The 20,944-nt window shown below is 63.3% G+C and carries 20 protein-coding genes; 15 read left to right on the top strand and 5 right to left on the bottom strand.

The window, feature by feature from the left end:
- Positions 1 to 4: 4 nt before the first annotated feature.
- The 3 genes from P7A97_RS17580 (at position 5) to P7A97_RS17570 (ending at position 3,277) form a co-directional block, all read left to right on the top strand.
- Entirely contained in the window at positions 5 to 1,624 is a 1,620-nt protein-coding gene (locus P7A97_RS17580; protein ID WP_277691405.1) for an NAD(P)/FAD-dependent oxidoreductase, read from the top strand.
- Positions 1,624 to 2,346 (top strand): RNA methyltransferase, encoded by a 723-nt coding sequence (locus P7A97_RS17575; protein WP_277691403.1) that lies wholly within the window; start codon positions 1,624 to 1,626, stop codon positions 2,344 to 2,346. The genes P7A97_RS17580 and P7A97_RS17575 overlap by 1 nt, the downstream gene beginning before the upstream one ends.
- A gap of 148 nt (positions 2,347 to 2,494) precedes the next feature.
- The gene (locus tag P7A97_RS17570) at positions 2,495 to 3,277 is read left to right on the top strand and encodes a nuclear transport factor 2 family protein (RefSeq protein WP_277691402.1); all 783 of its coding nucleotides are present in this window, start codon (positions 2,495 to 2,497) and stop codon (positions 3,275 to 3,277) included.
- 42 nt (positions 3,278 to 3,319) lie between these two features.
- Here P7A97_RS17570 and P7A97_RS17565 read toward each other — a convergent pair whose 3' ends face one another.
- Both P7A97_RS17565 and P7A97_RS17560 read right to left on the bottom strand, forming a co-directional pair.
- Positions 3,320 to 4,417 carry an extracellular solute-binding protein gene (locus P7A97_RS17565; RefSeq protein ID WP_277691400.1) on the bottom strand — a complete coding sequence of 366 codons (1,098 nt, stop codon included), beginning with the start codon at positions 4,415 to 4,417 and terminating at the stop codon, positions 3,320 to 3,322.
- A gap of 82 nt (positions 4,418 to 4,499) precedes the next feature.
- The gene (locus P7A97_RS17560) at positions 4,500 to 5,912 is read right to left on the bottom strand and encodes an aminotransferase class III-fold pyridoxal phosphate-dependent enzyme (protein ID WP_277691399.1); all 1,413 of its coding nucleotides are present in this window, start codon (positions 5,910 to 5,912) and stop codon (positions 4,500 to 4,502) included.
- Between the two features lie 269 nt (positions 5,913 to 6,181).
- On the opposite strand from P7A97_RS17560, the gene P7A97_RS17555 reads away from it, so the two are divergent.
- Positions 6,182 to 7,354, top strand: coding sequence for a hydroxymethylglutaryl-CoA reductase (locus P7A97_RS17555; protein ID WP_277691397.1), 1,173 nt, complete (start codon positions 6,182 to 6,184; stop codon positions 7,352 to 7,354).
- Positions 7,355 to 7,374: 20 nt separating this feature from the next.
- Here the strand turns inward: P7A97_RS17555 and P7A97_RS17550 are convergent, their stop codons facing one another.
- Positions 7,375 to 7,788, bottom strand: a complete 414-nt coding sequence (locus P7A97_RS17550; RefSeq protein WP_277691396.1) for a PaaI family thioesterase — start codon at positions 7,786 to 7,788, stop codon at positions 7,375 to 7,377.
- Between the two features lie 226 nt (positions 7,789 to 8,014).
- On the opposite strand from P7A97_RS17550, the gene ung reads away from it, so the two are divergent.
- The gene (ung, locus tag P7A97_RS17545) at positions 8,015 to 8,710 is read left to right on the top strand and encodes a uracil-DNA glycosylase (RefSeq protein WP_277691395.1); all 696 of its coding nucleotides are present in this window, start codon (positions 8,015 to 8,017) and stop codon (positions 8,708 to 8,710) included.
- Here ung and P7A97_RS17540 read toward each other — a convergent pair.
- Complete coding sequence (locus tag P7A97_RS17540; protein WP_277691393.1) at positions 8,673 to 9,560, bottom strand: DUF6279 family lipoprotein; 888 nt, start codon at positions 9,558 to 9,560, stop codon at positions 8,673 to 8,675. The genes ung and P7A97_RS17540 overlap by 38 nt on opposite strands.
- Positions 9,561 to 9,772: 212 nt before the next feature.
- Here P7A97_RS17540 and P7A97_RS17535 point away from each other — a divergent pair, with 212 nt between their 5' ends.
- The 10 genes from P7A97_RS17535 (at position 9,773) to argR (ending at position 19,997) form a co-directional block, all read left to right on the top strand.
- Positions 9,773 to 11,758, top strand: coding sequence for an FUSC family protein (locus P7A97_RS17535; RefSeq protein ID WP_277691392.1), 1,986 nt, complete (start codon positions 9,773 to 9,775; stop codon positions 11,756 to 11,758).
- Positions 11,745 to 11,951, top strand: coding sequence for a DUF1656 domain-containing protein (locus P7A97_RS17530; RefSeq protein WP_277691390.1), 207 nt, complete (start codon positions 11,745 to 11,747; stop codon positions 11,949 to 11,951). The genes P7A97_RS17535 and P7A97_RS17530 overlap by 14 nt, the downstream gene beginning before the upstream one ends.
- Before the next feature lie 10 nt (positions 11,952 to 11,961).
- A complete protein-coding gene (locus P7A97_RS17525) occupies positions 11,962 to 12,834 on the top strand; it encodes an HlyD family secretion protein (RefSeq protein ID WP_277691389.1) in 873 nt (290 codons plus the stop codon).
- A 188-nt stretch (positions 12,835 to 13,022) separates the two neighbouring features.
- On the top strand, positions 13,023 to 14,387 hold the full coding sequence (locus P7A97_RS17520) for an MBL fold metallo-hydrolase (RefSeq protein ID WP_277691388.1): 1,365 nt from the start codon (positions 13,023 to 13,025) through the stop codon (positions 14,385 to 14,387).
- A 408-nt stretch (positions 14,388 to 14,795) separates the two neighbouring features.
- Positions 14,796 to 15,572 carry an ABC transporter substrate-binding protein gene (locus P7A97_RS17515; protein WP_277691387.1) on the top strand — a complete coding sequence of 259 codons (777 nt, stop codon included), beginning with the start codon at positions 14,796 to 14,798 and terminating at the stop codon, positions 15,570 to 15,572.
- Positions 15,573 to 15,687: 115 nt separating this feature from the next.
- Complete coding sequence (locus P7A97_RS17510; RefSeq protein WP_277691386.1) at positions 15,688 to 16,377, top strand: ABC transporter permease; 690 nt, start codon at positions 15,688 to 15,690, stop codon at positions 16,375 to 16,377.
- A gap of 11 nt (positions 16,378 to 16,388) precedes the next feature.
- Positions 16,389 to 17,087 carry an ABC transporter permease gene (locus tag P7A97_RS17505; RefSeq protein WP_277691384.1) on the top strand — a complete coding sequence of 233 codons (699 nt, stop codon included), beginning with the start codon at positions 16,389 to 16,391 and terminating at the stop codon, positions 17,085 to 17,087.
- A 10-nt stretch (positions 17,088 to 17,097) separates the two neighbouring features.
- Positions 17,098 to 18,210: a succinylglutamate desuccinylase/aspartoacylase family protein gene (locus tag P7A97_RS17500; protein WP_277691383.1), complete on the top strand. Its 1,113-nt coding sequence runs from the start codon at positions 17,098 to 17,100 to the stop codon at positions 18,208 to 18,210.
- Between the two features lie 19 nt (positions 18,211 to 18,229).
- Positions 18,230 to 18,994 carry an arginine/ornithine transport ATP-binding protein AotP gene (aotP, locus tag P7A97_RS17495; protein ID WP_277691381.1) on the top strand — a complete coding sequence of 255 codons (765 nt, stop codon included), beginning with the start codon at positions 18,230 to 18,232 and terminating at the stop codon, positions 18,992 to 18,994.
- 16 nt (positions 18,995 to 19,010) lie between these two features.
- Positions 19,011 to 19,997, top strand: coding sequence for a transcriptional regulator ArgR (gene argR, locus P7A97_RS17490; protein WP_277691379.1), 987 nt, complete (start codon positions 19,011 to 19,013; stop codon positions 19,995 to 19,997).
- 167 nt (positions 19,998 to 20,164) lie between these two features.
- On the opposite strand, the gene P7A97_RS17485 is transcribed toward argR, so the two are convergent.
- Entirely contained in the window at positions 20,165 to 20,503 is a 339-nt protein-coding gene (locus P7A97_RS17485) for an FKBP-type peptidyl-prolyl cis-trans isomerase (RefSeq protein WP_277691378.1), read from the bottom strand.
- Positions 20,504 to 20,944 lie beyond the last annotated feature (441 nt).

The following is a 20,944-nucleotide window of genomic DNA, read 5'->3' as shown; positions in this document are numbered from 1 at the left end:
CACCATGATTCGCATCAATGAACTGTCCCTGCCCCTCGACCACGCCCCCGAGGAGCTGCGCGCCGCCATCCTCCAGCGCCTGAATATCCGCGACGCCGACCTTCTGAACTTCAGCGTGTTCAAGCGCAGCTACGATGCGCGTAAGAAGAACAGCGTCATCCTGTTCATCTACATCATTGACCTGGAAGCCCGCGACGAGGCGGCGATCCTGGCGCGCTTCGCCGAGGACAAGAACATCCGCCCGGCGCCGGACACCCAGTACTACCCGGTCGGCCAGGCGCCGGCCGATCTGAGCGAGCGCCCGCTGGTGGTGGGCTTCGGTCCCTGTGGCCTGTTCGCTGCGCTGCTGCTGGCGCAGATGGGCTTCAAGCCGATCGTGCTGGAGCGCGGCAAGGATGTGCGTCGCCGCACCAAGGACACCTGGGCGCTGTGGCGCAAGAAGACCCTGACGCCCGAGTCCAACGTGCAGTTCGGCGAAGGCGGGGCAGGGCTGTTCTCCGACGGCAAGCTGTACAGCCAGATCAAGGACCCGAAGTTCTACGGCCGCAAGGTGATGCACGAGTTCGTTCGCGCCGGCGCGCCGGAAGAGATCATGTACGTCAGCAAGCCGCACATCGGCACCTTTCGCCTGACCGGCGTGGTCGCTGCCATGCGTGATGAGATCATCGCCCTGGGCGGCGAGGTGCGTTTCGAGAGCAAGGTCACTGACCTGGTGATCGACGACGGCCAACTCGAAGGCGTGGTACTGGACAATGGCGAAACCCTGCGCAGCCGTCATGTGGTGCTGGCCCTGGGGCACAGCTCGCGCGATACCTTCCGCATGCTGCATCGCCAGGGCGTGTACATCGAGGCTAAGCCCTTTGCCGTGGGCTTCCGCATCGAGCACCCGCAGTCGCTGATCGACCAGGCTCGTTTGGGCAAGTACGCCGGCCACCCGGAATTGGGCGCCGCCGACTACAAACTGGTGCACCAGGCCAGCAATGGCCGCGCCGTCTACAGCTTCTGCATGTGCCCCGGCGGCACCGTGGTGGCGGCCACCTCCGAGCCGGAGCGGGTGGTCACCAACGGCATGAGCCAGTACTCGCGCAACGAGCGCAACGCCAACGCCGGCATCGTCGTCGGTATCAATCCGGAGCAGGACTTCCCCGGCGGCCCGCTGGCTGGCGTGGAGCTGCAGGAGCGTCTGGAGTCGCGCGCCTACGAGCTGGGCGGACGTGACTACTGCGCCCCGGCGCAGCTGGTGGGCGACTTCATCCGTGGCGTGCCCTCCAGCGAGTTCGGCGAGGTCGAGCCGTCCTACAAGCCCGGCGTGCGCCTGGGCGACCTGGCGCCGTCGCTGCCGGAGTACGCCATCGAGGCGATCCGCGAGGCGCTGCCGGTGTTCGGCAAGCAGATTCGCGGCTTCGACCGTAACGACGCGGTACTGACGGGTATCGAGACCCGCACCAGCTCGCCGGTGCGTATCACCCGCGATCACGAGACCCTGCAGAGCCTCAACCTCAAGGGGCTGTACCCGGCGGGCGAGGGTGCCGGCTATGCCGGTGGCATCCTCTCGGCGGGCGTGGATGGCATCAAGGTTGCCGAGGCGGTGGCTAAGTCGATCCTGGCTGGGCAGGGCGCCTGATGAAGCTCGACGACATCAAGAAGCTGCAGCAGAAGAAGTATCGCGCCGAGTTCGGCCACTTCCTGGTGGAAGGCGAACACCTGGTGCTGGAGCTGCAGAAGGCTGCCATGCACAACCCGCTGCTGCAGTGCAGCCAGCTGTACGTGACCGCCGCTCACGAGCACTGGCAGAGCCCGTTCAAGACCCAGGTGGTCAGTGAGCGGCAGATGGCGCAGATCAGCGACACCAAGACCCCGCAGGGCATCGTCGCCGTGGTACCGATGCTGGAGAGCGCCGCCCCGGTGGCTGCCGGCGAGCGCGCCATCTACCTGCACGAGATCCAGGACCCGGGCAACCTCGGTACCATCCTGCGCACCCTGGCCTGGTTTGGCGGCTTCCGCTGCCTGCTCAGCCCCGGCAGCGTCGACCCGTACAACCCCAAGGTGGTGCGCGCCAGCATGGGGGCGATCTTCCATACGCCTATGGACCTGGACGTGGAGCTGGATGCGCTGCCCAGCCGCTTCCCGCGCATCGCCTGCCTGGACATGCAGGGCGACAGCCTGCAGTCCGCCGGCTTCCAGAGCTTCGACTGCTACCTGTTCGGCAACGAGGCGCGTGGCGTGCCGCGTGAGCAGTTGGCGACCTTGGGGGCGCAGCCCTTCACCATCGCCGGTTGCGGGGCCATCGAGTCGCTCAACCTGGCGTCGACGGTGAACATCTGCGTGTATGAGCTGAGTCGCTAGGCGCCAGCTCAACGCTGCTCTCTATCAGGACGACATCGGCGCAGAGGACTGCCAGTAGGCATGTCACGCTCCAGTTGCGGCCCAGAAACGCCTAGGATATTCGCGTCAACTCAGATTGACGGTTGTAGGCTAGCAACGGGATCGCACAGTGAGTACATGCCAATTGGATGCCCTATCCGCCACATCGCTGGCTATCGTTGAGCGACATAATGCGTGCTGGGCACAGGGCGATATCGCCGGTATCGAAGCGCTGTATCACCCGGACATGGTCTTCATCGATCATTTCGCTGGCAGCCGCTATACCGGCAGCGCATTGCGCGAACACGTTCGCGACATCATCGCCCGCTCGGCGCTGGACACCCTGGAGTACCTCGACAGGCCACGGGTCGATGGCGACACGGTGTTTCTGCGCTATTGCGAAGTGATTCGTGCCGCCAATGGCGATGCGTTGCTCAGCGTGTCGGCCTGCGATTCGGTGCGCGTGGCCGATGGCCAGATCATTGAAATCAATGAATATGCGCTGCCCTTGCAGCAGCCTGGTCAGCCACAACGTAAACAGGCTGCCGCCAGCAAGATCGGCCTTAGTCCACGGGCACTGGGCTACCTGCTGAAAGACCTTGCGCTGTACTTTGAACAGCAACAGCCCTACCTGGAGCCCGGCTTGTCACTGTCGGATGTGGCACGGGCCAGCGGCTATACCCGAAATCAGATTTCCTATGCGCTGAATCAGGGGCTTGGTCTGAGCTTTTATCAGTACCTCAATCGGGCTCGCATTCACCATGTATTGGCCAGCGATTCGGCGATCAGCATTGTCGAGCGCGCCAGGGCTGCCGGGTTCCGGTCGACCAGTACCTTTTACAGCGCGTTTCGCGCAGTCACCGGCCATCTGCCCGGCGATCTGCCGAAGTCGCCCGGCCTCAATAGCGGTTAGACGCCCCGGCCACCATTGCTGATGGTCGGGGCGAATGGCGACTCAAGTACCGGATTTAATCTTGGACCAGCTGCGCGTCATGGCCCGCTGCACTTTCGGCGACAACTCGCCCAGCACGTAGAGTTTCTTCATGGTTTCCGCGGTTGGGTAGATTCCCGGGTTGTTGCGAATCTCTTCAGCCACCAGTGGCGTCGAGGCGGCGTTACCGTTCGGGTAGGCCACATAGTCCGTGATAGGCGCGATGACTTCCGGTTTCAGCAAGTGATTCAGGTACGCATGGGCGGCATCGGGGTTCTTTGCATCGACTGGCAACGCCAGCATGTCGTACCAGGACGCCGCACCCTGCTTCGGAATGGCGTAGGCAATGTTGACGCCGTTCTTTGCTTCATCGCTCCGGGCCTGGGCCTGGAAGGCATCCCCGGACCAGCCCACCGATACACAGATATCGCCGTTGGCCATATCGGTGATGTATTTGGACGAGTGGAAGTAGGTTACGTAGGGTCGAATCGACATCATCAGGGTTTCGGCTTTGGCGATGTCTTCGGTGCTGGTCGGATTGGGATTCAGGCCCTGATAAAACAGTGCCGCGGCCATGATTTCCTGCGGGGCATCCAGCATGGTGACTCCGCAGGCTTTGAGCTTTTGCAGGTTCTTCGGCTCGAAAATCACCTCCCACGAATCAATCGTGTCGACTCCCAGTGCGGCTTTCACCTTGTCCACGTTGTAGATGATGCCGGTGGTGCCCCAGAGGTAGGGCAGGGCGTACTGGTTACCCGGATCAGTGCTTTGCAGCGCCTTCATCAGATCGGCGTCCAGATTCTTCCAGTTCGGCAGCTTGGAACGGTCCAGTTTCTGGAACACCCCCGCTTTGATCTGCTTGGCGAGGAACATGTTTCCCGGCACGACCACGTCATAGCCCGAGGAACCTGCCAGCAGCTTGGCTTCCAGGGTCTCGTTGCTGTCGAACACGTCGTAAACGACCTTGATGCCGGTCTCTTTTTCGAAGTTGGCATTGGTGTCCTCGGCGATGTAGTCCGACCAGTTGTAGACCTTCACCGATGTGTCTGCGGCCTGGGCAACGCCGACCGCGCTAGCGGTCAGGCACAGTGCAATCAGCATCTTCTTCTTACTAGTAGTCATGCGATCAGCTCCAGTTTTTAGGGGTGTTTCTTGGGCCGAGAGCCTTGGCTGCGGCCCCAAATCCCGCCAGCGAAATCGACTATCAGCGCACCGCGTCGGCTACCGCATCCTGAACACTCTGCGCCTCGGTGGGTGGATTGGCTGCCACTTCACGGATGGCCTCGGCAATCGCGGCGCAGCTGAACTCGAACACTTCCGGTGACATGGTCAGGGCCGGTTGCAGCCGGTAATGCCATTTGCCGCGCTGGGAAATCCCCAGGACTCCACGGCGCAGTACTGCATGGTGCACCGCGTACTGAAAGGCGGGTGCCGGCCTATGGCTGGCTTTGCTCTGTACGAACTCGATGGCGGCCATGGCGCCGACCGCACGAACATCGCCCACTTGCTCAATCTCGGTTTTCAGCGGAGTCATGTGCTCAAGGAAGATGCTTTCCAGCAGGCGGGCGTTTTCCAGCACGCCGCCGGCCTCGATCAGTTCTATACCGGCCAGCGCACCAGCGCAGGCGGCCGGGGCGAAACCGTAGGTGCTGCCCAAATGCAGGTCGGTGTTGCCCATGATGGCGTCGGTGCCGAGGATGGCCGCAATCGGCTGCCCGCCCGCGGCAAAGGCTTTGCCCAGCAGGATCAGGTCAGGGTCGATGTTCTGCCAGCGCTGCATGGCGAACATCTCGCCGCAGCGCCCCATGCAGGTCTGCACTTCATCCAGGCAGAGCAGCCAGCCCCAGCGTTTGCACAGCGCACCGAGACGATCCCAGAAGGCTTGCGAGGGCGCGTGAATGCCGCCTTCACCGAGCACCGGCTCGATCATCACGCCAGCCACCTGTCCCGGGTGTACCTGCTGCACCAGCAGATACTCCAGGTAGTCGAGCACCTCGGTGTCGTCGAACGGCCCGGGGCCCTTGCGGAAGGCGGATCGGAAGCGGTTGGGGTAAGGCACCATGACCACCCCGGAAACAAACTGAGTACGCCCGGAGGACACATTCGACAAATCGCTGGAGGCGCCGGCGGTCATGTAGGTCGACTCACCATGGTACTGACCGCCGAAGGTGATGATCAGCGGCCGCTTGCTCGCCTCGCGCATGAATTTCACCGCGCCTTCCACGGCCAGGGTGCCGGATACCGAGTACTCGACCCGATTGATGCGCCCCGGTGCGATGGCGGCGAGCTTTTCCACCAGCGGGTAGGCGGCGTTGTTGCTCAACCAGCCACTGATCTGCATGCCGTGATTCTGCCAGGCCGCGTCCATGGCCGCTTTCACGGTGGGCGGGGTCGGGCCGAACGGCGAAGCGCCCCACGCGGACATGTGGTCGGCAAAGGTGTTGTTGTCGGCATCGACAATCAGGTAACCGCGGCGACTGGTTTCCACCAGAGGGTAAATGCTGTGATCGGCGTTGCTGCTGGTCAGGTGTGGTGAATAACGCTCGAACAGGGCGGCGCTGGCCGGCCCTGGGAGCGGAGTGTTGACCTTGGGCAGTTCTTTATCGTGCACGGACATGGCGTTGGCCTCGTAGTGAACATGCCTTAGAGACTGCCACGCCCTTGGCGCTTTTGGTTTTCGCGCGGGACCGCCCGAAAACTTGCACACCCAGACGACCAGAGTTGGCCATATGAAGCCTCTTCTGGGCACCCTTGGCTGACACGTTCGATCACCTCATTGGCGTCTTCGGGCAAGCTGGTCTTGTTGGCCATGGGCACACTCGGTACGACGGATTTCCCACTAATCTCATCCGTTCCGCGACCCATTCGACTCAGCAGGAGAGCAACATGTCCCGAGGCGCCCCGATTCCGCGTAACCCCGCCAACGATTACACCCGGGAGCAGGCCAGCACGCGCCGCAACTTCATCAAGGAGCAGACCGGCGCTGCGCTGGATGTGGTCGGTCAGTACGCCATCGATCCGGCGGTGACCCAGGGCAATATCGAGAACTTCATCGGCGTGGTGCAGATGCCGTTGGGTGTGGCCGGGCCGCTGCGTATCGAGGGCGAGCATGCGCGGGGTGATTTCTACATTCCCATGGCGACCACCGAAGGTACGCTGCTGGCCAGTTACAGCCGCGGCATGCGCGCCATCAGCGCGTCCGGCGGGGTGAGGACCACGGTGGTCAAGCACTCCATGCAGCGCGCGCCGGTGTTCTTGTTCGAGGATGCCTTGCAAGCCCGCGAATTCGGCGCCTGGCTGGTGCGCGAGTTCGAGACGATCAAGGCGGTTACCGAGACCACCACGCGCAGCGGCAAGCTGTTCGAGATCGAGCAGTACCCGGTGGCCAACATGCTCTACACCCGCTTCTGCTACACCACCGGCGATGCGGCCGGGCAGAACATGACCAGCAAGGCCACCTTCGCCGCCTGCGAGTGGATCAAGGCCAACCACCCGCTGCAGCCGCGCTACATCCTCTCCGGCGCCATCGATACCGACAAGAAACACTCGGCGATGAACATGATCCAGACCCGCGGCAAACGGGTGATCGCCGAGTTCACCCTCAAGCGTGAGGTGGCCCACGAGCTGCTGCGGGTCGACCCCGCCAACCTCTATCGCTATCGGCAGATTGCTGCCGTGGGCGCCTTTCAGGCCGGCACGGCCTACAGCGGTGCGCACGCAGCCAACGGTTTGGCAGCGATGTTCATCGCCACCGGGCAGGACGCGGCCAACGTTGCCGAGTCCCACGGCGGTATCACCTACGGCCAGTTGCTGGATAACGGTGACTACTACTGGTCGGTGACCCTGCCGGCGGTGATCTGTGCCACCCACGGCGGCGGCACCGGTCTGCCTACCCAGCGTGAATGCCTGAACATGCTCGGCTGCGTCGGTGCGGGCAAAGCCGACAAGCTGGCCGAGATCATCGCGGCGGTGGTGCTGGCTGGCGATGTGTCACTGACCTCGGCAATCCTGGCCGGGGACTGGGTCAGCAGTCACGAAACGCTGGGGCGCAACCGCTGAGGTGAAGACGTTGCGCGGGTTCAGACCCGTGCAATGGTCGCCAGGCCCGTGGCGACCAGCTTCTCCGCGCCGTCCTTCACCGCGAACACATCGGCGCGGCACACGGCCTGGCGCTGGCCGGCCTTGAGCACTTCGCTGCGGCAGATCAGGCGCTCGCCCAGGGCCGGGGCGAGCAGGTTGAGCTTGTATTCGCTGGTTACCACGTCGCCGACCAGCGATGCAGCGGCCCAGGCGCAACCACTGTCGACCATGAAGCCCACTACGGCACCGTGGATGTAGCCGTGGTGCTGGCACAGATCGGGGCGGCTGGTCACCTGCAGGCTGACCCTGCCGGGTGTGAAGTCGAGCAGTTCGGCGCCCAGCAGCTGGGCGAAGGTGGAGTGCTGCAGTGCCTGCTCCAGGCGGGCACGACTGATACCGGTCGAGGTGTTCATGGCGAAGCTCCTGCTCGGGATGAGTCAGCAGTCTTGGCCGACCTATCCAGGCCGGCAAGGCGCATCCAGCGGCGTGATACTGGCGTATAGGGTCTATGGGGCACCATTGCCGGGCAGGCAGTGCGTCGGTCATTGGCACTGAGAGTGCGCGGCCAAGACTTCAGGTTGACTTGCCCCGGTGGCTTCCTTAGCGTGCCGCTTTCGTTTTCGCCGCAGGAACCCGCGCATGACCACCGACGACCGCATCAAACTCGAACCGGGCTGGAAGGAGGCTCTGCGCGAGGAGTTCGACAAGCCGTACATGCGCGAGCTGGGCGATTTCCTGCGGGCCGAGAAGGCCGCCGGCAAGGTGATCTTTCCGCCGGCGCCGCTGATCTTCAATGCGCTCAACTCCACGCCGCTGGAGCAGGTCAAGGTGGTGATCATCGGCCAGGACCCCTACCACGGCCCGGGCCAGGCCCATGGCCTGTGCTTTTCGGTGCAACCGGGGGTACCGGCACCCCCCTCGCTGGTGAACATCTTCAAGGAGCTCAAGCGCGACCTGAACATCGATATTCCTGCGCATGGCTACCTGCAAAGCTGGGCCGAGCAGGGCGTGCTGTTGCTCAACACCTCGCTGACCGTCGAGCAGGCCAGCGCCGGCTCGCATGCCGACAAGGGCTGGCAGCCGTTCACCGACAAGGTGATCGAGGCGGTCAACGCGCGGCCGGGCAACCTGGTGTTCCTGCTCTGGGGCGCGCATGCGCAAAGCAAGCAGAAACTGATCGATACCACTCGCCACCTGGTATTGAAGTCGGCGCACCCGTCACCGCTGTCGGCGTATCGCGGTTTCCTCGGTAATGGCCATTTCAGTCGCACCAACAAGTACCTGGAGCAGTGCGGCCTCACTCCGATCGACTGGCGACTGCCGCCGCTGGTTTAGTGCATTCAAGCCCGGCGATGTCCTCACGCAGGGCGCCCAGACGTTCCTGCAGATGCTGGCGCTGCCCAGCATCGGCATTGGCGATCAGCTGGCCAAGCAGTTCGGCAAGGCTGCGCTGGTTGTCGGCGAAGGCCTGGCGATAGTCTTCGCTCCAGTATTGCTGCCGCTCACGCAGCAGGTGGTCGAGGCGCTGCGGGAAGTCGGCGCTGCGCCGCCCCTCCAGCTCTTTGAGGAGTGCTGTTTGCCAGCGCTCGCGGCTGTCCAGCCACAGGCGGCTCTGCTCGCCACGCTGTTCGGCCCAACGGCGCACCAGTGCCTGCTGTTGAGCATTGAGTTGGCCAAACCAGGGCTCCAGGCGCTCCTGGGTGGCCTCGGCGCGTTTGGCGATCTGCTCGGCAAGTGGTGGTTCGACGAATTCCGCACGCAACTTGGCGTTCTCTTTATTCATCTGCTCGCGCAGTTGCTGCACTTGCAGCGGGCTGAGCTGTTGCAGCAGGCCGGCAGCGGTGGGGCCGATCTCGCTGGAAATTTCCCCCAGGGCCAGGAGCAAGTCGGTGAAGCGCGTTTGCAGTTGCTCGGCATCCAGTGTGCCCGCAGCGAGACGAGCGCTGTCCTCGTCTAGCCAACTGGCCAGTTGCGGCAGCTGGGTGCTGCAATGCCAGGCCAGGTGCTGATCCAGGCGTGGCTCCAGCCAGGCCTGCTGCTCGGCGTTCAGGTCCAGATAGCTGTCGATGCGCCAGCTTAGTAACCAGTCGAGGTTGCGATAGGCAAGGTCGAAACGGCTGCAGGCGGCGAGTAGGCTCAACGTTGCCAGTAGGGCGATCAGGGGTGTGTGGGCTTTAAGGCGCATGGCTGGCCTCGGCAGAGTGATCTGGCCCGAGCATAGTGGCTGCACATAGCGGTGGTGTTACGCCGACACATCCGCTTAAACATCCGTGCACTCCATGCGTCGCATGAACATCAAACTGGACGAATAACGTTAGCAGGCTAATAATTGGCTTTGTGTGCTTCTGCCAGTTTCACTGGTGGACTAACGTTCCATGAGCTTTCCGAGGCTGCGCCATGCGCGACACTCTGTCGGCCTTCGTTGCGCCGAACTCACTGGCCCTGCAATTCACCATCAAGACGCTGCTGAGCGGCGGCCTGGCGCTGTGGCTCGCGTTCCGCTTCGACCTGGCGCAGCCTTCCTGGGCGTTGATGACGGCGTTAATCGTGGCTCAACCGTTGTCCGGCATGGTGGTGCAGAAGGGCCTGGCGCGTTTGCTCGGCACCTGCGTCGGCACCAGTGTGGCAGTGCTGTTCGTGGCGCTGTTCGCCCAGGCCCCCTGGTTGTTCTTGACGGTGATGGCGCTGTGGCTGGGCTTGTGCACGGCGGCGTCGACCCTGCTGCGCAGCGCCTGGGCTTATGCCTTTGTGCTGGCCGGCTACACGGTGGCGATCATTTGCCTGCCGATCACCGATACGCCGCTGCTGGCCTTCGACGAAGCCATCGCCCGCTGTACTGAAATCTGCCTCGGCATTCTCTGCTCCATGGTGATTAGCGCTGTGCTCTGGCCGCAGCGTGTCGAGCGTCAGCTGGCACAACAAGCGCGCGCCACCTGGTTGAGCGGTTGCGCAGCGGCGGCTGAGGCGCTGGGTGGGCGCAGCGGTGAGCAACGCAGCCTGCTCGATACGCTCGGGCGTATCGTGGCCGTCGATGCCCAGCGCGAGCATGCCTGGTTCGAGGGGCCGCTGGGGCGTCTGCGTGCCCGTGGCCTGCGGGCCATGAGCCGCGACTTGCTGAGCTTGCTGCGTCTGGCGCGGGGCGTGGCGCGGCAGTGGCAGCAACTGGAGGAGGGTGAGGCATCTGCCCTGGCGCCCTGGCTGGAGCAACTGCACCAGCAGCTGGCGCAGCCGGAGCAGGGCGATGCTGAGGCATTGGCCGAGCAGCTGCGCGAGGCCTCCCAGGCAGAGTGCTATTCCCTGGCGCAGCAATACTGCCTGGGGCGCATGGCGCTGGCCATGCGCCAGCTCAGCGCGGCGCGCACGGCGCTGCTGGCCGTGGAGCAGGGGCGCGAGCTGGCAGATGCGCCGCCGGCGCTGTCCTGGCATCGCGATGTATGGCTGGCGCTGGCCTATGGCATGCGCAGCAGCCTGACGCTGCTGATCCTGTCGGCCTTCTGGATGGCGACGGGTTGGCCTGCCGCCAGTGGTGCACTGCTGCTGGCGGCAGTGGTGTGCAGCCTGTTTGCCAGCCGCGAGAACGCCGACCTGATCGGCATCGCGTTCCTGCGCGGCATTCTCTACGCAGTGCCGACGGCGTTCGTGGTTGGCCAGCTGCTGCTGCCACAGTTGAGCAGCTTCGCCATGCTCAGCCTGGCCATGGGCGTGCCGTTGTTTTTCGGCCTGCTGGGCATGAGTCGGCCGGCTCTGGCGGGCACCGCGACGTCGTTCTGCCTGCACTTTGTCGTGCTCTGCGGGCCAAAGAATCAGATGAGTTATGACGTTGCCTTCTTCCTCAATGAGGCGCTGGCCATGCTGATTGGCGTTGGCTGCGCAGTAATGGCGCTGCGTGTGGTGGTCATTGGCAATCCGCTGTGGCGTAGCCGGCGCTTGCTGCAGGCCAGCCTTGATGATCTGGCACGCCTGTGCAGCCGCACTCTGGGTGGGGCGGAAAACTGGTTCGGTGGGCGCATGGCCGACCGCCTGCTGGTGCTGGCGCGCTACAGCAATCAAGCCGGTAACGCGCGACAGCGCTGGGAGGATGGGCTGAGTAGTCTCGACCTGGGTGACGAACTGCTGCATCTGCGTGCCTGCCTGGCAGCGGCGCCCAGTACGCCGCGCCAGGCTGAGCTGGCCTTCTTCGAACGCCTCCGCCTGGTGTTCGCCGAAGCGCCTGCAGCGGAGCGTGTGCATGAGCTGGATGCGCCTGCGCAGGCGTTGGGCGAGGCGCTGCGCCACGCTGCGCCGAGTATCGAATTGCGTCTGGCGGCGGCGGCGCTGACGCAACTGACCCACAGCTGGCGCCAGTGGTGCCGGCAACAAGAGGTGTCACATGGAGCTACGTGAATGGGTGTTGGGCGGCGTGTTGCTCAGCCCGATGCTGGTGTATGCGCTGCTGGCGCTGCTGTTGACCGGGCTACTGCGTCTGGGCTTGCAGCAGGTTGGCGTGGCGCGTTGGATCTGGCACGAGGCCTTGTTCGACTGTGCCCTGTATGTCTGTGTGCTGGCGGCGCTGATGGCAACGCTGGCGAGTTGGTGAGGAATGAGCGATGCGTAGTCTGGTGCGGGTAAGTCTGACCCTGGCGGTGGTCGTGCTGGCGGTGCTGGCCGGCTGGTGGTTATGGAATTTCTACATGCTTTCGCCCTGGACCCGCGATGCGCGGGTGCGCGCCGATGTGGTGACCATTGCTCCGGACGTGTCCGGCTGGGTGGTCGAGCTGAAGGTGGCGGACAACCAGCAGGTCAAGGCCGGTGACGTGCTGATGACCATCGATCGCGAGCGTTATCAGGCAGCGCTGGACAAGGCCCGGGCACTGGCCGAAACCCAGCGCCAGCAGCTCAGTTTGCGTGAGCACGAGGCCAGCCGTCGCGCGCACCTGGGGCCGCAGGCCATCAGTGCTGAGTTGCGTGAGAATGCGCAGATCAACGCTGCGATTGCCCGTGCCGAGCTGCAGCAGGCCGAAGCAGAGGTGGCGCTGGCCGAACTCAACCTCAAGCGCAGCGAAGTGCATGCGCCGCGCGATGGCCAGGTCACCAACCTGCACCTGGCCCAGGGCAATTATGTGCAGGCCGGGCAGGCCGTGATGGCCCTGGTGGCTGATGGCTCCTTCTATGTGCAGGCCTATTTCGAGGAGACCAAGCTGCCAGGGATTCGCGTTGGTATGCCGGCCGAGGTCACGCTCATGAGCAGCGACCAACCGCTGCGCGGAAAGGTGCAGAGCATCAGCCGTGGTATTACCGACCGCAATGCCGTGGCGGACGCACAGCTGTTGGCCAATGTCGAACCGACCTTCAACTGGGTAAGGCTGGCCCAGCGCATTCCCGTGCGAATTGAACTGGACGAGATGCCGGCCGACCTGCCGCTGAGCGCCGGGATGACTGCTAGCGTGCGAGTCGGTAAGACGCAGGAGGCTGCAGAGTAGAGCGGCTTGTGGGCGTAGTCTTGGCTGTGGCTCTGGGGCCACTGAGGTACAGCAGGTTCAGCGGCACATTGTCCACATCCGTTGATCTGGCTCAGTGCGTCGCGTGTAGCGCTTGGCAGAGTGGGCGGGAAGGTTGCAGCCAGCGGGCTAGGCTGTAGGAATGATGTCTCCAGACAAGGAATGAGGCCATGACCACGCTTTCCCTGACCAGTCTGGGCGGTGCCGGCACCGTAACCGGTTCCAAGCACCTGCTGACGTGTGACGACACGCGGCTGTTGATCGACTGCGGCCTGTTCCAGGGCCTGAAGAACCTGCGCGAGCTGAACTGGCAGCGCCTGCCAATCAATCCGGGTGATATCGATGCGGTGGTGCTGACCCATGCGCATCTGGACCATTGCGGCTACTTGCCGCGGCTGGTGCTCGATGGCTTTACCGGGCGCATCCACTCGACCCAGGCGTCCCGCGATGTCGCCGAACTGATTCTGCGCGACAGTGCCTTCCTGCAGGAGAAGGACGCCGAGCTGGCTAACCGCAAGGGCTTTTCCAAGCACAAGCCGGCACTGCCGCTGTATCGCGTGGCGGACATCGACCGCACCATGGCGTTGTTCAAGCCGGCAAAGCTGCACGAAAGTGTGGCGCTGCCCGGCAACGGCAGCCTGCTCATGCGCGGCGCGGGACATATCCTGGGGGCGGCAACTGCACAGATCGACATTGGCGGGCGGCGCTTCCTGTTCTCGGGGGATCTGGGGCGCTATGACGATCCGGTCATGCACGATCCGGAGGGCGTGCCGGAGGCCGATTACGTGATCATCGAGTCGACCTATGGCAACCGTCGACACGACACCACCGATCCGCTCGATGCGCTGGAAGCGGTAATCAAGCGCACCGTGCAGCGTGGCGGCACTGTGGTAATCCCTGCGTTTGCGGTGGGGCGTGCACAGGCATTGATCCACAGCCTCTGGCAGCTGCGCCGCAGCGGTCGGCTGCATAACCTGCCGGTCTACCTCGACAGCCCGATGGCCACCAGCGCCAGCGAGTTATTGCACCGTTACCCGCGCGAGCATCGATTGGGCGATGCGGACTGCGAGGCTGCCTGCGGTTCGGTCACCTATGTACGTGATGTCGAGGAGTCCAAGGCGCTGTCGGCCAACCGCTATCCGAAGGTAATCATTTCGGCCAGCGGCATGGCCACGGGGGGGCGGGTGTTGCATCACATTGCCGCTTTCGGCCCGGATCATCGCAATACGCTGCTGTTCTCCGGCTACCAGGCATCGGGTACGCGTGGCCGCAAACTGCTGGAGGGGGCGCGTGAGACCAAGATCTTCGGCCAGTGGCTGCCGATCAATGCAGAAATCGCCGAATTGCCGATGATGTCGGCGCATGCCGACAGCGATGAGCTGATGCGCTGGCTCTCCAGCCTGACCCGGGCGCCACGGCGAGTATTCGTCGTGCATGGCGAGGCAGATGCTTCGGAGGCGCTGCGCGAGCGAATCCAGCGCGAATTGGGTTGGGCGGTTTGTGTGCCGTTGCAAGGTCAGCGCATGGAGCTGTAACGAAACAGTAACAACCGCGGCAATTCGGGGCGAACAGAAACAATTTGCCCTTTTTTACTGCAACTGGCCTGCCTCTGCCGTGCTCGACTGCCTTGAAAGTGGCGGCCTGCAGGGTTTTTCAAATTTATGGCCTGATCATTGCTTTATTTAAAGGTTTACTTTCTTGTCTGTCTGGTCATATTCTGGATGGCCTGTCAATGCGCATCGCGCGCCCTTCCTGTGCTTCTGTAATTTGTTGTCGCTTTCAGGAAATATCGACCCACCCCTGCCCGATAGAATGCCGCCCACTTGGCCCGAGCCTCTTGCCTATGCTTCGCAGCGGCAAAGACGGCGACACTTTCTACAATTTATCGTGGCCATGGCGAACGCACGCTGCCCATCGCTGTACCTATTCCAAGGAGTCACCAGATGAAGAAGATCGTACTTCTCGGCGCGCTGGCGCTGACCGCTTTCAGTGCGCTGGTTCAGGCAGAAGAGAAACCCCTGCGCATCGGCATCGAAGCGGCCTACCCGCCGTTCGCCTACAAGACCCCGGAAGGCAACATCACCGGCTTCGACTACGACATCGGCAACGCCCTGTGCGAAGAGATGAAGGTCAAGTGTGTGTGGGTCGAGCAGGAGTTCGACGGCCTGATCCCGGCGCTGAAAGTGCGCAAGTTCGACGCCGTGCTGTCGTCCATGTCGATCACCGAAGAGCGTAAGAAATCGGTGGACTTCACCAACAAGTACTACCACACCCCCGCCAAGCTGGCGATGAAGGCCGGTACCGAGCTGAAAGACCCGCTGGTCGATCTGAAAGGCAAGAAAGTGGGTGTGCAGCGTGCGTCCATCTATGACCGCTACGCCACCGAAGTCTTCGCCCCGGCCGGTGTGGAAGTGGTGCGCTACAGCTCGCAGAACGAGATCTTCCTCGACCTGGCCTCCGGTCGTCTGGACGCCACCCTGGCCGACGTGGTCAATATCGACGATGGCTTCCTCAAGACCGACGCCGGCAAGGGCTTTGCCCTGGTAGGCCCGGATTACTCTGACGAGAAGTACTTCGGTAATGGCGCCGGTATCGCCGTGCGCAAGGGCGATACCGCTACCGCCGAAAAGATCAATGCCGCCATCGCCGCCATCCGCGCCAACGGCAAGTATCAGGAAGTGCAGGACAAGTACTTCCAGTTCAACGTCTACGGCGAGTAACGCCGTCCCATTCGCCCTTTCCTCGAAGGGAAGGGCGAATGCCGCAAGGTCCTAGGGCCTGCGCCTCCAGCCCTTGCTGAGGGCCTCCTCCTGTGTGCATCAGAGGATAGATTCCATGTTTAACGGCTACGGCTCGACCATTCTCGACGGCGCCTGGCTCACCGTGCAGTTGGCGTTGTTGTCGATGGCGGTCGCCATCGCGCTCGGCCTGCTTGGCGCGGCCTTCCGTCTGTCGCCCCTGAAATGGCTGGCGCTGATGGGCGAAACCTATGCCACCGTGATCCGTGGCATACCCGATCTGGTGCTGATCCTGCTGATCTTCTACGGCGGCCAGGATCTGGTAAACCGCATCGCGCCGCTGGTCGGTTACGACGATTACATCGACATCAACCCGTTCGTGGCGGGTGTCGGTACCCTGGGCTTCATCTATGGCGCCTACCTGTCGGAAACCTTCCGCGGGGCCTTCATGGCTATTCCCAAGGGGCAGGGCGAGGCTGGTATGGCTTACGGCATGAGTCCGCTGCGGGTGTTCTTCCGCATCCTGGTGCCGCAAATGGTGCGCCTGGCAATTCCGGGGGTGACCAACAACTGGCTGGTGCTGGTGAAAGCCACGGCGCTGATTTCCCTGGTCGGTCTGCAGGACATGATGGCCCGCGCCAAGAGTGCCGGCGATGCGACCCGCGAACCCTTTACCTACATTCTGCTGGCTGCGGCCATCTACCTGGCGCTGACCAGTGTGTCGCTGCTGGTGCTGCGTCACCTTGAGCGTCGCTATTCGGTCGGCGTCAAAGCGGCCGAGATCTGAGGGGAGTTGCCATGCTTTTCGATTACAACGTGGTGCTCGACAGCCTGCCGCTGTACTTCGGTGGCGTGCTGGTCACCCTCAAGCTGCTGGTGATCTCGCTGGCCTTCGGCCTGGTGCTGGCGGTGCCGCTGGCGTTGATGCGCGTGTCCAAGCAGCCGGTGATCAATTTCCCGGCCTGGCTGTACACCTACGTCATCCGCGGCACGCCGATGCTGGTGCAGCTGTACCTGCTTTACTACGGCCTGGCGCAGTTCCAGGCGGTGCGCGAGAGCTTCCTCTGGCCCTACCTGTCCGATGCCACCTTCTGTGCCTGCCTGGCGTTCGCCATCAACACCAGCGCCTACAGTGCCGAGATCCTTGCCGGTAGCCTGAAGGCCACCCCCTATGGCGAGATCGAGGCGGCCAAGGCCATGGGCATGTCGCGCGCCAAGCTGTACCGCCGCATCCTCCTGCCGTCCGCGCTGCGCCGTGCGCTGCCGCAGTACAGCAACGAGGTGATCATGATGCTGCATACCACCAGCCTGGCCTCGGTGGTGACCCTGATCGACATCACCGGTGCGGCCAAGACCGTCAACTCGCAGTACTACATGCCGTTCGAGGCCTATATCACTGCCGGTCTGTTCTACCTGGTGCTGACCTTCGTGCTGGTGCGCCTGTTCAAGCTGGGCGAGCGCCGCTGGCTGGCCTACCTGGCCCCGCGCAAGCACTGAGGCTACCGACATGCAACGAATCGATCATCGCCTGCCCTGGGGCTGCCCCGGTACCGAGCGCACACTGAGTGTGTTCCGTTTCGGTATGGGCGAGCGCAAGGCCTACATCCAGGCCAGCCTGCACGGTGACGAATTGCCGGGCATGCGCGTGGCAGTCGAGCTCAAGCGCCGCCTGGCGGAGCTGGAAGGGCAGGGCCGGCTGACCGGTGTGATCGAGCTGGTGCCGGTGGCCAATCCCATCGGCCTTGGGCAGATGATCCAGGCCGCCAGCCAGGGCCGTTTCGAGCTGGGCAGCGGCAAGAATTTCAATCGTGACTTCGTTGATCTGGCCGAGCTGGCCGCCCCGGCTCTGAACGGGCAACTGGGCGCCGATGGCACGGCCAATGTCCGGCTCATCCGTCAGGCCATGCTGGCGGCGCTGGACGGCTTGCCGCCGGCCGGCTCCGAACTGGCCGGTCTGCAGCGTCTGCTGCTGCGCCATGCCTGCGACGCCGATCTGGTGCTCGACCTGCATTGCGACTTCGATGCGGTGGTGCACCTGTACAGTGTTCCGCAGCAAGCCGAGACATTTACGGCGCTAGGCGCACGTTTGGGGGCGAAAGCCTTTCTGGTGGCTGAAGACACTGGTGGCAGCTCGTTCGACGAGGCGTGTTCGATGGCCTGGCTGCGCCTGGCGCGGCGCTTCCCCGATGCGGATGTGCCGCTGGCCTGTCAGGCCGCGACCGTTGAGCTGGGTGGCATGGCCGATACCGAGCGCGAACGGGCCGAGGCCAGTGCCGAGGCCATTCTCGCCAGCCTGGCCGAGCAGGGGCTCATCGACGGTGATTGGCCGGCAGCACCGGCACCAAGCTGCGTCGCCACGCCGTTCGCCGGTGCCGAATATGCCTACGCACCCCATGCCGGGGTCGTCAGCTTTCTGCAGCCAGTTGGTGCCCAGGTGGCTGTCGGTGACCCGCTGTTCGAAGTCATAGATCCGCTGGAGGACCGTCACAGCATCGTGCGGGCCTCCACTTCCGGGGTGCTGTATGTGCGCGAGCGCCTGCGCTTCGCTCAGCCCGGACTCTGGCTGGCCAAGGTGGCCGGCGCCCAATCCATTCGTCAGGGTCGCCTGCTGAGCGACTGATCCACACGAGAAGCCAACCATGTACAAACTCGAAGTTCAGGATCTGCACAAACGCTACGGCGACCACGAAGTGCTCAAAGGGGTTTCCCTGGCGGCCAAAGCGGGCGACGTGATCAGCATCATCGGCTCGAGCGGCTCGGGCAAGAGCACTTTCCTGCGCTGCATCAACATGCTGGAGCAGCCCTACGGCGGCAAGATTCTGCTCAATGGCGAAGAGCTCAAGCTGGTGGCCGGCAAGGACGGCGCGCTCAAGGCTGCCGATGCCAAGCAGCTGCAGCGCATGCGCTCGCGCCTGTCCATGGTGTTCCAGCACTTCAACCTGTGGTCGCACATGAGCGCCCTGGAAAACGTCATCGAGGCGCCGGTGCATGTGCTCGGCGTGCCGAAGAAGGAAGCCATCGAAAAGGCCGAACACTACTTGGCCAAGGTTGGTGTGGCGCACAGGAAAGACGCTTATCCGGCGCATATGTCCGGTGGTGAACAGCAGCGTGTGGCCATCGCTCGTGCCCTGGCCATGGAGCCGGAAGTGATGCTATTCGACGAGCCCACCTCGGCTCTCGATCCCGAGTTGGTCGGCGAAGTGCTCAAGGTGATGCAGGATCTGGCCCAGGAAGGCCGCACCATGGTGGTGGTGACCCACGAGATGGGCTTCGCCCGCGAGGTGTCCAACCAGCTGATCTTCCTGCACAAGGGGTTGGTGGAGGAAACCGGCTGCCCGAAAGAGGTGCTGGTCAACCCGCAGTCCGAGCGCCTGAAGCAGTTTCTTTCCGGCAGCCTGAAGTAGGCACTAGACTCCCAGCATGACAGCCACTGCCCACGTAATTGCCTTTCTGATCTGGCCCGAAACCAGGCCCACGACTCTGGCGCTGGCCGAGGAAGCCCTGCGCGTGGCGCAGCGCGTGCACCCGGACGTGTCCTACGAGCTTCGCTTTCTTCAGGCCGAACCGCCGGTCGAGGGGCAGTGGCGTCTGCCGGGCGAGCCCTGGGCGGGGCGCCTGGAGGGCTGCCAGCGCGTTTTTCTGCTAGCCGACGAGCCGCCGACGCAGGTGACTCCAGTGCTGGCATCTGCGCTCAAGCAGCTGGCCCGCAGCGGCATCAGCATCGGCGCGCTGTCGGCTGGCGTTTATCCCTTGGCTCAGTTGGGCCTGCTCGATGGTTACCGCGCCGCCGTGCACTGGCGCTGGCAGGATGATTTCACCGAGCGCTTCCCCAAGGTCATCGCCACCAGTCACCTGTTCGACTGGGATCGTGATCGCCTCAGCGCCTGCGGCGGCCTGGCCGTGCTCGACCTACTGCTGGCCGTGTTGGCCCGTGACCATGGTGCTGAACTGGCCGGTGCGGTCAGCGAGGAGCTGGTGGTCGAGCGCATTCGCGAGGGCGGCGAGCGGCAGCGCATTCCGTTGCAGAACCGGATTGGCTCCAGCCATCCCAAGCTGACCCAGGCTGTACTGCTGATGGAGGCCAACATCGAAGAGCCGCTGACCACCGACGAAATCGCCCAGCACGTATGCGTGTCGCGCCGGCAGCTGGAGCGCATCTTCAAGCAGTACCTTAACCGTGTGCCGAGCCAGTACTACCTGGAGCTGCGCCTGAACAAGGCACGCCAGCTGCTGATGCAGACCAGCAAGTCGATCATTCAGATCGGCTTGTCCTGCGGCTTCTCCTCGGGGCCGCATTTCTCCAGTGCTTACCGCAACTTTTTTGGTGCCACGCCTCGGGAAGACCGTAACCAGCGGCGCAGTGCCAGCCCGTTCGAAATCGCACCGGCCGCTGCAGAGCGCGGCTAGGCACTGGCTTTCAGCGTCATGCGGCTGAGGCCAATGGCCAGTGTGGCTCGGCGCTCAGTCGATGGGCGTGTGCGTTGTCGAGCAGTGTCGGGGTGTCATGGCGGAAGGGGCGATCGATTTGCTCCGCGCGGTCTCAAAAAGCCTTGGCCTGCCATTAATCTCGCGGTTCAGTCGTCGCGAGTCAGCACTTCCAGCAGTTCTATCTCGAAGATCAGGTTGGAATTGGGTGGAATGGCTGCCATTTGGCGTTCCCCGTAGCCCAGGTGAGCAGGCACCCAAAGCTTGCGTTTGCCGCCCACTTTCATGCCCATCAGGCCCTGGTCCCAGCCTTGGATAACCCTTCGGGTGCCGATTACGCACTGGAATGGTTTGCCGCGAGCGTAGGATGAATCGAACTCGGTGCCATCTTCCAGCCAGCCTCTGTACAGGGTGGTGATCAAGGCGCCTTTGATGGCTGCCTTGCCGGTTCCAATCTGCAGCTCTTCGATCTTTAGTTCATTGCTCATTTGATGCTCGCTGTGGTGATTCGTTACTCGCCTAGCGGGGGTGTGAGGTGCCTGATGGCTCGGGCAGACTGGCCTGTGTCGCCTGGTGTCGCTACTGAGTAGGGCGCTAGCGCAATAGAGTGCCAAATCGGGCTGCTGATCTTCAGGGTGATCGGTATTGCGGCCTTGGCGTCTTATTGGCCATGGATTGCCTTCACGCTAGGGGGGGGCGTGGGGCATTTTACTCGGCAACTCGCAGCCAGGTAGGGCTGTGGGGAGGCTCCATGGGTGGTTGCACGCTCGATCTGGCTGATCGTGCGCCACCGATCTGGGCTGATCTGTTTCGCGGATGCTAATCCATGACTGCGGCCCCTCAGCTCTTCGGAGGCGTTCGGCAGCAGCAACTCTGCTCTTCGAAGGCCTGGCCTGCCGCGGTAGTCATCCGGTTAACCTTGGTTGCAA

Origin of the sequence: Pseudomonas sp. GOM6, assembly GCF_029537485.1 — a bacterium.
Lineage (GTDB): Bacteria > Pseudomonadota > Gammaproteobacteria > Pseudomonadales > Pseudomonadaceae > Aquipseudomonas.
Note: the sequence above shows the minus strand (reverse complement) of the source record. Positions and strands in the feature narration are given on the sequence as shown.